The sequence below is a fragment of the Sulfitobacter sp. PR48 genome (genome assembly GCF_028807335.1).
Classification (GTDB): Bacteria; Pseudomonadota; Alphaproteobacteria; order Rhodobacterales; family Rhodobacteraceae; genus Sulfitobacter.
The window spans coordinates 1-13,839 of sequence record NZ_JARAMM010000015.1; the positions used below are offsets into that span (position 1 = coordinate 1).

A 13,839-nucleotide genomic window follows, 5' to 3' on the forward strand; every position below is an offset into this window, starting at 1 on the left:
CTGGCTATTCCTGCGCTCTCTTGCCTGGAACTGAGCAATTTTGGACTGAAACGGGTGGGCGACAATGAATGTCAACACGACCTAGAGGTGCTCAGCCCTCCAGCGACGCGATGATCCTGATTTCCACAACCGCGCCGGGACGCCGGATGCCTGCCACCTCCACAGCGGTCCAGGCCGGGTAGGGCGCGGCAAAGATCTCGCGCCGGACCTTGTCGAAGAGGTCGAAGTGGTCGCGCAGGCCGACGTGATAGCTGGTCATCTCCACCACGGCATTCAGATCGACCCCGGCATGGCCCAGAACAAAGCCGATCTTTTCGAATGCCGCGCGAAACTGCGCCTCGGCAGAGGCGGGCATTTGGCCATCGGGGCCCGATCCGGTGGTGCCGGTGAGAAAGATCAGGTTGCCGGAGACAATGCCGGGTGACATCTGCAGCGCCTCGGCGGCGGCCTGGACCTGAGGTGGTATCAACGCATGTTTTGTCACGGGCTTTCCTTTGCGGTTTTCGAATGCCCCGAAAAAGCCGTAATTCGCCCAAATCGGGTCATATTCATCTGTTAAGTGTATCGGGCAATCAAAGGAATGCCCCATGCAAGCCATTCAACGTTCCTATCGCGGCCTGAGCCTTTTGATGGATCTTAACTGGGACCGCGCGCTTTATGTCAGCACAATTGTGCTCGCTCTTGCGGCCGGTGCCTACGTCGGGTCTCTCTGATCTCGGCCATCCCACCACTGAATGATGTTACAACTTTGAAATGCACTGCATGATGTGGTGCATTTTTTGGCGCTGTGCTTTTGACAAAGGCGGATAATCTACGTACTCAGGTTTCCAATGATGTCGCAAAATTGGGTTTGAACCATGAGACTGAGGACGAGGGGCGGTGGTCCTGGCAAGCGGACAGGGGCAGGGCGTGTAGGTGCGTTTTTGCGCGGGGCATCGGTTTATGCCCTTTTGTCAGCAGCTTGGATGGCGCCAGCCGCGGAATTGACCGCACAGGAATACCGTTTCGATTCTGTCGTGATCAACGGCAACGAACGGATCGGTGACAGCGCCATCATCGCCCGGGCCGGAATCAGACGTGGTCAGCCGGTCAGCGGTGGCCAGTTGAACGATGCCTACCAGGCCCTGCAGAACTCCGGGTTGTTCGAAACCGTGGCGATTGAACCGCGGGGCGGCACATTGGTCATCACGGTGACGGAACTGCCAACGCTGAACCGCGTCAGCTTTGAGGGCAACCGGCGGATCAAGGACGAGGTCCTGACCCAGATTGTCCAATCCCAGGAACGCCGTGTCTTCAACCCGACACAGGCCGAAGCGGATGCCGCCGCCATTGCCGAAGCCTATAGCAACGAGGGCCGGATTTCCGCAAGGGTCCAGCCGCGCATCATCCGCCGCGACCAGAACCGCGTCGACCTCGTGTTCGAAATCTTCGAAGGCGACAACGTCGAGATCGAACGGCTGAGCTTTGTCGGCAACCGCAAATATTCCGACCGCCGCCTGCGCCAGGTCCTTGGCACCAAGCAGGCAGGCCTGCTCCGCCGCCTGATCAAGCGTGACACCTTTGTCGAAAGCCGGGTCGAAGTCGACAAACAGCTTTTGCGCGATTTCTACCTGTCGCGCGGCTATGTCGACATGCGCACCACGGCGGTGAACGGCGAGCTTACCCAGGAACGCGACGGCTATTTCGTGTCCTACAACATCACCGAAGGCCAGCAATTCCGCTTTGGTGAGATCAATGTCGTTTCAGAGATGAACGGCGTGGATGCCGCGAAATACCGCAATATCATCAAGATCCGGCCGGGTGTGGTCTATTCCCCGACCCTGGTCGAGAACGATATCGCCCGTATCGAACGGCAGGCGATCCGTGACGGCGTGGACTTCATGCGGGTTGAGCCGCGCATCGACCGCAACGATCGCGACCTGACGCTGAATGTCACCTATGTGATCAGCAGGGGCCCGCGCGTTTTTGTCGAGCGGATTGACATCGAAGGCAATACCACGACGCTTGACCGTGTCATCCGGCGCGAGTTCGACAGTGTGGAAGGCGACCCTTTCAACCCCCGCGAAATCCGGCAGGCCGCGGAACGCATCCGCGCCCTGGGATATTTCGAAAAGGCTGAGGTCAACGCCCGCGAGGGCAGCAGCGGTGAACAGGTTGTCGTGGATGTGGACGTCGAAGAGAAGCCGACAGGCTCTCTCAACTTCGGCGGCTCGTTCTCCAGCAGCGACGGTATCGGCTTCGCCATCAGCTTCGCCGAGCAGAACTTTCTCGGGCGCGGGCAGCGGCTGTCGCTGACGGTCTCGACGGCCGAGGATGCGACCCGCTACGGCGTCACTTTTGTCGAACCCAGGCTGCTGGGCCGTGACCTGTCCTTTGGCCTGACGCTGGACTATGCGGAAACCGATTCTTCCTTCACCTCCTATGACACCAACCGCCTTCTGCTGCAGCCGAAGCTGACTTTCCCGCTGTCGGAAAACAGCAAGCTGCAGGTGCGCTACACCGCCGAAGAGCTTGAAATGCTGCAACGCGAAGTGCCGGTGCATGGGTTGACCATTGCTGATGACATCGCGGCGGGCGCGCTGTTCTCGTCCTCGCTGGGCTATACCTTCAGCTATGACACGCGCCTTTCCGGGCTGGACCCGACATCGGGCGTACTGCTGGAGTTCGGCCAGGATTTCGCCGGGCTGGGCGGTGACAACAAGTTCATCAAGACAACTGCGAAGGTGGTGGGCGAAAGACGCATCTTCAACGAAGACATCACCCTGCGCGCTTCGCTTGAAGGTGGTGCATTGGCCTGGCGCAGCGGCAACAACCGCGTGACAGACCGTTTCCTGCTGTCGCCCTCGATCATGCGCGGCTTTGAATCGGGCGGCATCGGTCCGCGCGATATCGGTGGTACTGCAAACGATCCGCTGGGGGGCAACCTGTATCTGGCGGCACGGTTTGATGTGGAGTTCCCCCTGGGCCTGCCCGAGGAATACGGGATTTCCGGCGGTGTGTTCTATGACGTCGGCAATCTTTGGGATCTGAGCGATGTCAATTACAACGGCGGCACCGTGGTCGGGGAAAGCGGATCCTTCCGGCATGTGGTTGGTTTCTCGCTGTTCTGGGAAACGCCTGTTGGTCCGTTGCAGTTCAACTTCTCCAAGGCGCTGAAGAAAGAAGTCTTCGACAAGGAACAAAGCTTCGAATTCACGCTCCGCACGGAATTCTGATCCGATGGGGCGCTTGGCCCAACATATGGCACTGGTGCTGGCGCTGCTTTGCGCCGCACCGCTGGCTGCCCAGTCGACGGCGGGTCCGGCGGCTGCGCCCGAAAGGGGATCGGTCGTCAGCCCGGTGCTGACCATCGATTCCGAGCGGGTTTTCCAGCAAAGCGATTTCGGCAAGAGGGTTGCGGCGGAAGAGCGCGAAAAGCTCTCGGCGCTGGAAAGTGAAAACCGCGAGATCGAAGCCCGGCTTGAAACCGAGGAACGCGCGCTGACCGAAAAGCGTGCACAGATGACACCGGAGGCCTTCCGGGTCCTCGCGGATGCGTTTGACGCCAAGGTGCAAGAGACACGGAGCGCGCAGGATGCCAAGTTCCGCGAGTTGAGCGCCCAGCTTGACGTTGAAAGAGGCAAGTTCCAGCAGGCCGCGGCACCGGTGTTCGAGCAACTGATGCGCGAGGCCGGCGCTGCCGTGATCCTTGAGCGGCGGTCGGTCTTTGCCAGCGCCACCGTGATCGAGATCACCGAAGAGGCGATTGCGCTGCTGAATGAAACATTGGGTGACGGCGCCGGTGCGGAAGACCGCTGAACCGATATTGCCCCAGTGCCACAGAATTGCTAGCCCTGTACGGTACGTGACGCGAAGGACATATAATGAACCAAGAAAAACAAAGCGCTGACATCCAGATGATCCAGCGTATCCTGCCGCACCGCTATCCGTTTCTGCTGGTGGACAAGGTAAAAGAGATCGACGGAACCGCGTCCGCTGTCGGCTACAAGAACGTGACGATGAACGAACCGCATTTCCAGGGGCATTTCCCCGGCACGCCGATCATGCCCGGTGTCACCATCGTGGAGGCGATGGCGCAGACCGCCGGTGTCATGCTGGGCGTGGCGCTGGATATCGTGGACCGCGACATGCTGATCTATTTCATGTCCATCGACAAATGCAAATTCCGCCGCAAAGTGGTCCCGGGCGACGTGCTGCGGATGGACCTCAAGACCCTGCGCGGCAAGGCGGGTGGCAAGATCTGGCGTTTCAGCGGGGTTGCGACGGTCGACGGCGAAATGGCCGCCGAGGCGGAATTCATGGCGATGGTCGATCTTTCGAAAGAGGCATCATGAGCAACATTCACCCCTCTGCCATCATCGAGGACGGCGCGCAGATCGACGCTTCGGTGCAGATCGGCCCGTTCTGCGTGGTCGGGCCGGAGGTTGTGCTGAAGGCGGATGTGATCCTGAAAAGCCATGTGGTGGTCACCGGCAATACCGTGGTCGGGGCTGGCACCGTGATCTTTCCCTTTGCGGTGATCGGCGAGATCCCCCAGGATCTGAAGTTCCGCGGCGAAAAGACAGCCCTTGTGATCGGAGAGCGTAACCGCATCCGAGAACATGTAACGATGAATTGCGGGACCGATGCCGGCGGCGGCATCACGCGGGTCGGCGATGACGGATTGTTCATGGCAGGCTGTCACGTGGCCCATGATTGCATCGTCGGCGACCGTGTGGTGATGGTGAACAACTCGGGCCTTGCCGGGCATTGCGTGGTCGAGGATGACGTGATCCTCGGTGGTCTCTCCGGTGTGCATCAATGGGTCCGGCTGGGCCGTGGTGCCATCATCGGCGCGATGACCAAGATCACCAATGACGTGATCCCCTATGGCCTTGTGCAGGCCCCCAAGGGCGAATTGGAGGGGCTGAACCTGATCGGTCTGAAACGCAAGGGCGTGTCGCGTGCCGATATCACCGCGCTCCGGGCGGCCTATCAGATGCTGGCACAGGGCGAAGGCACCTTTCAGGACCGTGCCGTGCGGCTGGGCGAAGAGACCGACAGCGATTACGTGCGCCGGATCGTCGCGTTCATCACCGCCGAGACCGACCGCCATTTCCTGACCCCGAAATGACACTGGCGCTGATTGCAGGGCGCGGCAGGCTGCCGGCGCAGGTTGTGGCGGCGCAGGATCGCGCACCGCTGATCTGCGCGCTGGAAGGCACGCCGCCGGACACTCTTGCGGTGGATCTGACCTTCCGCCTGGAAACGCTGGGCTCGTTGCTGATCGAGCTTGGCCAGCGGGGGGTGACGCAGGTCTGTTTCTGCGGTGGCGTGGACCGGCCCGCGCTTGATCCGACGGCGCTGGACGATGAAACCAGGCCGCTTGTCCCGATGTTCCACAAGGCGCTTGCCGCCGGGGACAATGGGGCCCTGCAGGTGATCAAGGAGATCTTCGAACAGACCGGGTTCGAGGTTCTGGGCGCCGATATGCTGGTGCCCGATCTGGTGGCCCTCCCGGGGGTCTTGTCCGACGCCTGGCCCGATGCGCAGATGCGCCGCGATGCCGCGCGCGGCGAGGCGGTGCTGGCGGGTCTGGCCCCGCTCGACATCGGTCAGGCCTGTGTGATCGGGGGGGAACAGGTTCTGGGGGTCGAGGCCATGGGCGGCACGGCGCATCTGCTGGAAACCCTGCCACCCCGCGCCCGGGAGATGAACGCAATTCTCTGCAAGGGGCCCAAGACCGGTCAGATCCGCGAGATCGACATGCCCACCATCGGCCCCGAGACATTGTACGCCGCCCATGCCGCCGGTCTGGCCGGGGTGATTGTCGATGCGGGCGATGTGATCGTGCTGGACCGTGAGGAATGCGTGCGCCTGGCCGATGAATTCGGCCTTGTCCTGTGGTCCCGGCGTGGGGGCGAGGGGTGAAAGTCTTTATTCTTGCCGGTGAACCTTCGGGCGACAAGCTGGGCGGTGCCTTGATGGCCGGATTGAAGGCGTTGCGCCCGGATGTGACTTTTGAAGGGATCGGCGGGCCTGACATGACCGCCGAAGGCCTGCAAAGCCGCTTTGACATGGCCGAGCTCAGCATCATGGGGCTGGCGGAAATCCTGCCCAGGTACCGGTCGCTCAAGGCGCGGATCCGTCAGACCGCTGACGCAGTGTTGCAGATGCAGCCCGATGTGATGATCACCATCGACAGCCCCGATTTTTCCCTGCGCGTCGCGAAACTGGTGAAGGCGCAAAGCAACATCCGGACGGTGCATTACGTGGCCCCCTCGGTCTGGGCATGGCGGCCCGGCCGGGCGGCCCATATGGCGAAATACATCGACCATGTGCTGGCGCTGCTGCCCTTCGAGCCGCCGCTGATGCAGGCCGCAGGCATGGCCTGTGATTTCGTGGGCCATCCGGTGGTTACCGATCCCGTTGCGACGGATGAGGAGGTCAGCGCCTTTCGTGCCGAAAGTGGCATCGGTGACGCGCCTTTCCTCCTGGTTCTGCCGGGCTCGCGCAAGGCAGAGGTGGCGCGCCTTGGCCCGGTGTTCGGCGATGCCCTGGGGCTGCTGCTGGCGCGTCGTCCGCAGATGCGCGTGGTCGTGCCCGCCGCGGTGTCAGTTGCTGACGAGGTGCGCGCGGCAGTGGCGGATTGGCCCGGTGACCCGCTGGTGCTGGACCCGCGCGATGGTGGGGATGCCAGGGCACGCAAGCGCGCGGCCTTCCGGGCAGCCGATGCGGCGCTGGCGGCCTCGGGCACCGTATCGCTGGAGCTGGCGGCAGCGGGCACACCGATGGTGATCGGATACCGGGTGAACTGGCTGACCTTCCGCATCGTCAAGGCGATTGCGCTGATCGACACGGTGACGCTGGTCAATCTGGTCAGCGACACCCGTGTGGTGCCCGAATACCTCGGCCCCGATTGCACGGCGGAGGGGATTGCCGAAGGCCTGCAGGCGGTGCTGGCCAATCCGCAGGCGCAGCAGGCCGCGATGGCGCTCACCATGGAGCGTCTGGGCAAGGGCGGCGAGGCACCGGGTTTAAGGGCAGCGAGGGCGGTGCTGGAGGCGATGTGATCCAAAGGCCGCGCTGACGCGCGATTCGATTCATGAATGAATGAGGAGCGCTGCTCCTCAAACTCCTCGGGATATATTTTGCCAAAAAGAAAAGAGGCGGTCAGCCCTTGTGAATCCAGCCGCCGCCAAAGATGCGGCTGCTGTCGGGGTCGTAGAACACGCAGGCCTGTCCCGGTGACACGCCTTCCTCCGGGGTCAGCAGTTCGACTTCTGCTGTTGTGTCGGACAACGGGCGCAGGATGGCGTCGCGCGGCGGGCGGGTCGAGCGGACGCGCACCGCGATCGGCCATTCGGTGCGCGAGGTCAGGGGCGCATCGCCCAGCCAGTTGATTTCGCGCAGGGGCACGGTGCGGGTGGCCAGCATCGCCTTGGGCCCCACCACGACTTCCTTGCGCTCTGCGTCCAGCTTGACCACGTAAAGCGGATCGGCCAGCCCGCCGATGCCAAGGCCGCGGCGCTGGCCGATGGTATAATTGATCACGCCATCGTGGCGGGCCAGCACATTGCCTTCCGTATCCACGATATCGCCGGGATTGGCGGCTTCGGGCCGCAGCTTCCGGATCACGCTGGCGTAATCGCCGTTGGGGACAAAGCAGATGTCCTGGCTGTCGGGTTTCATCGCAACGCTGAGCCCGTATTTGGCCGCCAGCGCGCGGGTGTCGTCCTTGCTGGGCAGATGGCCCAGCGGAAAGCGCAGATAGTCCAGCTGTTCCGGGGTGGTCGAGAACAGGAAATAGCTTTGATCGCGGCTGGCGTCGGCGGCGGCGTGCAGTTCCGGGCCCTTCGCGCCCATCTTGCGCTGGATATAGTGACCGGTGGCCATGCAATCGGCCTCAAGATCCTTCGCGGTTTCCAGCAGATCCTTGAATTTCACCCGTTCGTTGCAGCGGATGCAGGGCACCGGCGTGGCCCCGCCCAGGTAGCTGTCGGCGAATTCGTCGATCACCGCGTCCTTGAAGACGTTTTCATAGTCCAGCACGTAATGGGGAAATCCCATGTCCTCGGCCACACGCCGGGCATCGTGGATGTCGATCCCGGCACAGCAGGCGCCCTTCTTGGCCAGTGCCGCGCCGTGATCGTAGAGCTGAAGCGTCACGCCGACCACGTCGTAGCCTTCTTCGGCCAGCATGGCGGCCACCACGGAGCTGTCGACGCCGCCCGACATCGCCACGACCACCCGCGTGTCGGCGGGGGCCTTGGCAAAGCCAAGCGAGTTCAGGGGCGGTGTCTGGTCAAGGGGCATTGTATTCTCCGGGGGTTTCCTTGCGAATATAGGAAAATGCGACCTACTCACAAGGGGGGGCTTCATTCCGCGTTAAGGCCGGAACGGCAGATTGGCGAGGTGCAACGACGGAATGATCTGATGTACCTCAAGAAAGTCCATGGACCGCGTTCGGTGACCCTGGCCGATGGGACGGTCCTGTCGCGGGCCGATCTGCCCGCGTCCTCCACCCGGCGCTGGGTGGCATCGCGCAAGGCGGCGGTGGTGCGGGGCGTTGTTTATGGGCTGATCACGCAGGAGGAGGCGCTGGAACGCTACCAGCTGAGCGAGGAGGAGTTCATCGAATGGCTGCGCGCCGTGACCGAGCATGGGGAGGCGGCGCTGAAGACAACTGCGCTGCAAAAGTATAGACAACTTTAAGTTGCTGGTTCTGCGCTGCTACATATGGTAACGGGTAGTTAACCTTTTTTGTTCACGATATTTCGTAAGTACCAGTTCAGAGAGTCGGAGAATGTAATGCGTGTACTGCTTGTAGAAGACGACCCAACGACCTCTCGCAGCATCGAACTGATGCTGACCCATGCCAATCTGAATGTCTATGCGACCGACCTCGGCGAAGAGGGCATCGATCTTGCCAAGCTCTATGACTACGATCTGATCCTGCTGGACCTCGATCTGCCGGACATGAACGGCCATGATGTGCTGCGCCAGTTGCGGGTCAGCCGGATCGAGACGCCGATCCTGATCCTTTCCGGCTCCGACGATACGGAAAACAAGATCAAGGGCTTTGGTTTCGGCGCGGATGACTATCTGACCAAGCCGTTTCACCGCGAGGAACTGGTGGCGCGCATTCATGCGATCATCCGCCGGTCAAAGGGGCATTCACAATCCATCATCGAAACCGGCCAGATTGCGGTGAACCTGGATGCCAAGACGGTCAGCGTGAACAATCAGGCGGTGCATCTGACCGGCAAGGAATATCAGATGTTCGAACTCTTGTCCCTGCGCAAGGGGACCACCCTGACCAAGGAGATGTTCCTGAACCATCTCTATGGCGGCATGGATGAGCCGGAGCTGAAGATCATTGACGTGTTCATCTGCAAACTGCGCAAGAAGCTGAGCGCTGCGACAGGTGGACAGAACTATATCGAAACGGTCTGGGGCAGGGGCTATGTCCTGCGCGATCCCGAACCGTCAGAGGTCAACCTGGCCGCCACCGGCTGAACGCTGCGGGCTGAAAATGAATGTCCACAGGCCCTAGACCTGCCAATCCGGGCAACTTATCTAAAGCGGGATAAGGTGACGTTCGGGGGGCAGGTCTTTTGACATCTGAAATCGAGACTCTGACAGAGGATCAGGCGCGTGCGGCGCTTGCGGAGCTGGCCCGGGCCCTTGCGGATGCAAATACCGCGTACCACGGGGCCGATGCACCGGAGCTTTCCGACGCGGAATACGACAGGCTCAAGCGGCGCAACGCAGAGATCGAGGCGCGTTTTCCACATCTGAAACGGGATGACAGCCCGTCGGAACAGGTGGGGGCCGCCCCGGCAGATGGTTTTTCCAAAGTCACCCATGCGGTGGCGATGCTGTCGCTTTCGAATGCCTTTGAGGCCGAAGATGTGGCCGAATTCGACGGCAGGATCAGGAAATACCTCGGGCTGGGGGACAAGGCACCGCTGCGCTACACCGCCGAGCCAAAGATTGACGGGCTTTCCCTCTCGCTTCGCTATGAAAAGGGGGCGCTGGTGCAGGCGGCCACGCGCGGCGACGGCGCGGTGGGCGAAAACGTCACCGCCAATGCCCGCACCATCGACGATATTCCCGCCCGGATCGACGGCGCCCCCGACCTGCTGGAGGTGCGCGGAGAAGTCTATATGAGCCACGAAGATTTCGAGGCGCTCAATGAACGGCAGGTGGCAGCAGGCGCCAAATCCTTTGCCAACCCGCGCAACGCCGCCGCCGGATCGCTGCGGCAGTTGGACGCCAGCATCACCAAATCACGCCCGCTGCGCTTCTTTGCCTATGCCTGGGGCGCGCTCAGCGCCCCGCTTGCCGACACCCAGATGGGGGCGATCCAGCGGTTGAGCGAACTGGGGTTCTCGACCAACCCGCTGACCGTGCTCTGCGACGGGCCGCAGGAGATGCTGGACCATTACGCAAAGATCGAGCTGCAGCGCGCCACGCTGGGCTATGACATCGACGGCGTGGTCTACAAGGTGGACGACCTGGCCTTGCAGGAGCGGCTGGGCTTCCGCTCCACCACCCCCCGCTGGGCCACCGCCCACAAATTTCCCGCGGAACTGGCCTGGACCCGGCTGGAGGGGATCGACATTCAGGTCGGGCGCACCGGCGCCCTGTCACCGGTGGCGCGGCTGCATCCGGTGACCGTGGGCGGCGTCGTTGTCTCCAACGCGACGTTGCACAATGAGGATTACATCAAGGGTTTTGACAGCAAGGGCGCGGAAATCCGCGGTGGCAAGGACATTCGCGTCGGTGACTGGGTGCAGGTCTATCGCGCCGGTGATGTGATCCCCAAGGTGGCCGATGTGGACCTGTCCAAACGCCCCGGGGACAGCGCCGCTTATGTCTTTCCGCAAACCTGCCCCGAATGCGGCTCTGACGCGGTGCGCGAGCCGGGCGACGCGGTGCGGCGCTGCTCCGGCGGCCTGATCTGCCCGGCACAGGCGGTGGAGAAACTGAAGCATTTCGTCTCCCGCGCGGCATTCGACATCGAGGGGCTGGGCGCGAAACAGGTCGAACAATTCTATACCGATGGCTGGATCGCCGAACCCGCCGATATCTTTACCCTGCGGGACCGCTATGGCTCCGGCGTCCAGCAGCTCAAGAACCGCGAGGGCTGGGGTGAAAAATCAGCCACGAACCTGTTCCAGGCAATTGAAGACAAACGCAATATCGCCTTCTCCCGTTTGCTGTTCTCGCTGGGCATCCGCCATGTGGGCGAGTCGGCATCGAACCTGATCGCGCTGCACTACGGGTCCTGGGATGATCTTGAGGCCGCGATGGACGCCGCCGCAGACCAGTCCGGCCCGGCATGGGAAGACCTGATCGGCATCGACGGTGTCGGGGCGGTCATGGCCGGATCGCTGGTCAACACCTTCGCGCAGGAGCGCGAGCGCGCCTCCATCGACCGATTGGTGGCCCATCTGACCGTGGCCGAGGCCAAACGCGCCGACACCTCGGGCAGCCCGGTGGCGGGCAAGACCGTGGTCTTTACCGGCAGCCTTGAAAAGATGACCCGGGCCGAGGCCAAGGCACGCGCCGAACGGCTGGGTGCCAAGGTGGCCGGGTCGGTCAGCGCCAGGACCGATATCCTTGTTGCCGGTCCCGGCGCCGGGTCCAAGGCGAAAAAGGCGGCGGAACTTGGGATCGAAACCCTGGATGAGGATGGCTGGCTGGCCCTGATCGGCGCTTCATGAAGGGCAGACCCGAAACGCTGTTCCCGCTCTTTGCGGGGCTTGAGACGCTGGAGGGCGTGGGCCCCAAGACCGCGCAGACCCTTGGGCAGCTGGATGTGACCGCACCGCGGGACCTGCTGTTCACGCTGCCCTATTCCGGCATCGACCGCAGCCTGCGCAGCACGGTCAAGGATGCGCATCTGCCCGCCGTGCTGACCGTGGCGGTGACGGTGGGGGCCCATCATGCGGCCCGGACCAAGGGCGGCGCCTACCGCATTCATGTGGAGGATGCGGAAACCAGCTTTCAGCTCGTGTTTTTCCATGCGCGGGGCGATTACTGGATCCGGCAATTGCCTCCGGGCGCGCGGCGCATCGTATCGGGCCGGGTGGAGCTTTTTGACGGGATCCCCCAGATGGTCCATCCCGATTTCGCCGTGCCGGAAGAGGAGGCGGGCGATATCCCGGCTTTCGAGCCTGTCTATCCGCTGACCGGTGGCATCACCCAGAAGCTGATGTTCAAGGCGACCCGCGCCACATTGGCCCGCACCCCCGATCTGGCCGAATGGATCGACCCCGGCCAGAAGGCGCGCGAGGGCTGGCCCGATTTCAAGGCGGCGGTTGCGGCGGCACATGCGCCGCAGACCCTGGGCGATCTGGCCCTGACCGCTCCGGCGCGGGCGCGCCTGGCCTATGACGAGCTTTTTGCCCATCAGATCACCCTGGCCCTGGCGCGGCAGAGGGAGCGCCGCAAGAAGGGCCGGGAGACCATCGGCGACGGCCATCTGCAGGCGCGCGTTCTGGCCTCGCTGCCCTTTGCGCCCACCGGCGCGCAGACCCGCGCGGTGGCCCAGATTGCCGCCGACATGGCCAGCCCGCAGCGGATGAACCGCCTGTTGCAGGGCGATGTGGGCGCGGGCAAGACGCTGGTCGCCTTCCTCGCCCTGCTGGGCGCGGTCGAAGCGGGTGGCCAGGGTGTGCTGATGGCCCCGACGGAGATCCTGGCCCGGCAGCATCTGCAGGGTTTGCAGCCCTTGGCCGAAGAGGCCGGCGTGGTGCTTGAAATTCTCACCGGCCGGGACAAGGGCGCGGAGCGGCAGGCCAAGCTGGCCGCACTTGCCAGCGGTGCCATTCAGGTGCTGGTTGGCACCCATGCGGTGTTTCAGGCCGATGTGACCTTTGCCGATCTGCGCCTGGCGGTGGTGGATGAACAGCATCGCTTCGGCGTGCGCCAGCGGCTGGAACTGGGGCAAAAGGGGCGGCAGGCCGATGTGCTGGTGATGACGGCAACGCCGATCCCGCGGTCGCTGGCACTGGCCCAATACGGCGACATGGATGTCTCCGTGCTGGATGAGAAACCGCCCGGTCGCCAGCCCATCAAGACGGCGCTGGTCAGCACTGACCGGATCGACGAGGTGGTGAACCGCCTGCGCGCGGCGATTGCCGAGGGCCGTCAGTGTTATTGGGTGTGCCCGCTGGTCGAGGAAAGCGAGGTCAGCGACCTGATCGCGGCGGAGGAGCGGTTCAAACGCCTGCGCGCGGCCCTGGGCGAAGGCGTCGTGGGGCTGGTGCATGGCCAGATGCCCCCGGCGGAAAAAGACGCGGCAATGCGCGCCTTTCAGCAGGGGGAAACCCAGGTGCTGGTGGCCACCACGGTGATCGAGGTGGGGGTGGATGTGCCCAATGCCACCATCATGGTGGTCGAACGGGCGGAAACCTTCGGGCTGGCGCAATTGCACCAGCTGCGCGGCCGCGTCGGGCGCGGGCAGGGCGCATCGACCTGCCTGCTGATGTTCCAGCACCCGCTCAGCGAGACCGGGCGCAGGCGGCTTGAGGTGCTGCGCGAGACGGAGGATGGTTTTGTCATCGCGGAAACCGATCTGAAAATGCGCGGCACCGGCGATCTGATCGGCACGGCACAATCCGGGGTGCCGCGTTTCCGTGTGGCGGATCTGGAACGGCAGGCCGGACTGATGGCTGTGGCGCAGTCGGATGCGCGCAAATTGCTGGCGGATGATGCCACGTTGGAAAGCGACAGGGGCAAGGCCGCGCGTGTTCTTCTGTGGCTGATGCGGCAGGATGAGGCCATTCGTTTGATTTCAGTAGGTTAGCGTCGCAACGCCATTTTGTTCGCAAATGTTCTTAAAAAGTT

The 13,839-nt window shown here is 62.9% G+C and carries 13 protein-coding genes; 11 read left to right on the top strand and 2 right to left on the bottom strand.

From position 1 onward, the window contains the following. Positions 1 to 91: 91 nt before the first annotated feature. A complete protein-coding gene (locus PVW51_RS18115) occupies positions 92 to 484 on the bottom strand; it encodes a RidA family protein (protein ID WP_274576492.1) in 393 nt (130 codons plus the stop codon). Between the two features lie 103 nt (positions 485 to 587). On the opposite strand from PVW51_RS18115, the gene PVW51_RS18120 reads away from it, so the two are divergent. The 7 genes from PVW51_RS18120 (at position 588) to lpxB (ending at position 7,052) form a co-directional block, all read left to right on the top strand. Then, positions 588 to 713, top strand: coding sequence for a hypothetical protein (locus PVW51_RS18120; RefSeq protein ID WP_268873838.1), 126 nt, complete (start codon positions 588 to 590; stop codon positions 711 to 713). 252 nt (positions 714 to 965) lie between these two features. Further along, positions 966 to 3,215 carry an outer membrane protein assembly factor BamA gene (gene bamA, locus PVW51_RS18125; RefSeq protein ID WP_274576505.1) on the top strand — a complete coding sequence of 750 codons (2,250 nt, stop codon included), beginning with the start codon at positions 966 to 968 and terminating at the stop codon, positions 3,213 to 3,215. A 4-nt stretch (positions 3,216 to 3,219) separates the two neighbouring features. Further along, on the top strand, positions 3,220 to 3,798 hold the full coding sequence (locus tag PVW51_RS18130) for an OmpH family outer membrane protein (RefSeq protein ID WP_274576508.1): 579 nt from the start codon (positions 3,220 to 3,222) through the stop codon (positions 3,796 to 3,798). 65 nt (positions 3,799 to 3,863) lie between these two features. After that, positions 3,864 to 4,334 (top strand): 3-hydroxyacyl-ACP dehydratase FabZ, encoded by a 471-nt coding sequence (fabZ, locus tag PVW51_RS18135; RefSeq protein WP_269366309.1) that lies wholly within the window; start codon positions 3,864 to 3,866, stop codon positions 4,332 to 4,334. Further along, positions 4,331 to 5,113, top strand: coding sequence for an acyl-ACP--UDP-N-acetylglucosamine O-acyltransferase (gene lpxA / locus PVW51_RS18140; RefSeq protein WP_274576521.1), 783 nt, complete (start codon positions 4,331 to 4,333; stop codon positions 5,111 to 5,113). Before fabZ ends, lpxA begins: the two co-directional genes overlap by 4 nt. Beyond that, positions 5,110 to 5,910: an LpxI family protein gene (locus PVW51_RS18145; protein WP_274576524.1), complete on the top strand. Its 801-nt coding sequence runs from the start codon at positions 5,110 to 5,112 to the stop codon at positions 5,908 to 5,910. Before lpxA ends, PVW51_RS18145 begins: the two co-directional genes overlap by 4 nt. A gap of 53 nt (positions 5,911 to 5,963) precedes the next feature. After that, positions 5,964 to 7,052: a lipid-A-disaccharide synthase gene (lpxB, locus tag PVW51_RS18150; protein ID WP_443288417.1), complete on the top strand. Its 1,089-nt coding sequence runs from the start codon at positions 5,964 to 5,966 to the stop codon at positions 7,050 to 7,052. Between the two features lie 100 nt (positions 7,053 to 7,152). Here the strand turns inward: lpxB and mnmA are convergent, their stop codons facing one another. After that, complete coding sequence (gene mnmA, locus PVW51_RS18155) at positions 7,153 to 8,295, bottom strand: tRNA 2-thiouridine(34) synthase MnmA (protein WP_274576530.1); 1,143 nt, start codon at positions 8,293 to 8,295, stop codon at positions 7,153 to 7,155. A 120-nt stretch (positions 8,296 to 8,415) separates the two neighbouring features. Between mnmA and sciP the strand changes: the two genes are divergently transcribed. The 4 genes from sciP (at position 8,416) to recG (ending at position 13,798) form a co-directional block, all read left to right on the top strand. Next, a complete protein-coding gene (gene sciP / locus PVW51_RS18160; RefSeq protein ID WP_114274495.1) occupies positions 8,416 to 8,694 on the top strand; it encodes a CtrA inhibitor SciP in 279 nt (92 codons plus the stop codon). A 96-nt stretch (positions 8,695 to 8,790) separates the two neighbouring features. Further along, positions 8,791 to 9,498: a response regulator transcription factor CtrA gene (ctrA, locus tag PVW51_RS18165; protein ID WP_269366298.1), complete on the top strand. Its 708-nt coding sequence runs from the start codon at positions 8,791 to 8,793 to the stop codon at positions 9,496 to 9,498. A gap of 98 nt (positions 9,499 to 9,596) precedes the next feature. Then, on the top strand, positions 9,597 to 11,711 hold the full coding sequence (ligA, locus tag PVW51_RS18170) for an NAD-dependent DNA ligase LigA (protein ID WP_274576536.1): 2,115 nt from the start codon (positions 9,597 to 9,599) through the stop codon (positions 11,709 to 11,711). Further along, entirely contained in the window at positions 11,708 to 13,798 is a 2,091-nt protein-coding gene (gene recG / locus PVW51_RS18175; protein ID WP_274576539.1) for an ATP-dependent DNA helicase RecG, read from the top strand. The genes ligA and recG overlap by 4 nt, the downstream gene beginning before the upstream one ends. The last annotated feature ends 41 nt before the right edge of the window (positions 13,799 to 13,839 follow it).

What these genes read in the sequence shown, in the direction of transcription:
- PVW51_RS18120 (WP_268873838.1), top strand. Translation starts at nt 588, where the DNA reads ATGCAAGCCATTCAACGTTCCTATCGCGGCCTGAGCCTTTTGATGGAT.
- bamA (WP_274576505.1), top strand. Translation starts at nt 966, where the DNA reads ATGGCGCCAGCCGCGGAATTGACCGCACAGGAATACCGTTTCGATTCT.
- PVW51_RS18130 (WP_274576508.1), top strand. Translation starts at nt 3,220, where the DNA reads ATGGGGCGCTTGGCCCAACATATGGCACTGGTGCTGGCGCTGCTTTGC.
- fabZ (WP_269366309.1), top strand. Translation starts at nt 3,864, where the DNA reads ATGAACCAAGAAAAACAAAGCGCTGACATCCAGATGATCCAGCGTATC.
- lpxA (WP_274576521.1), top strand. Translation starts at nt 4,331, where the DNA reads ATGAGCAACATTCACCCCTCTGCCATCATCGAGGACGGCGCGCAGATC.
- PVW51_RS18145 (WP_274576524.1), top strand. Translation starts at nt 5,110, where the DNA reads ATGACACTGGCGCTGATTGCAGGGCGCGGCAGGCTGCCGGCGCAGGTT.
- lpxB (WP_443288417.1), top strand. Translation starts at nt 5,964, where the DNA reads ATGGCCGGATTGAAGGCGTTGCGCCCGGATGTGACTTTTGAAGGGATC.
- mnmA (WP_274576530.1), bottom strand. Translation starts at nt 8,295, where the DNA reads ATGCCCCTTGACCAGACACCGCCCCTGAACTCGCTTGGCTTTGCCAAG.
- sciP (WP_114274495.1), top strand. Translation starts at nt 8,416, where the DNA reads ATGTACCTCAAGAAAGTCCATGGACCGCGTTCGGTGACCCTGGCCGAT.
- ctrA (WP_269366298.1), top strand. Translation starts at nt 8,791, where the DNA reads ATGCGTGTACTGCTTGTAGAAGACGACCCAACGACCTCTCGCAGCATC.
- recG (WP_274576539.1), top strand. Translation starts at nt 11,708, where the DNA reads ATGAAGGGCAGACCCGAAACGCTGTTCCCGCTCTTTGCGGGGCTTGAG.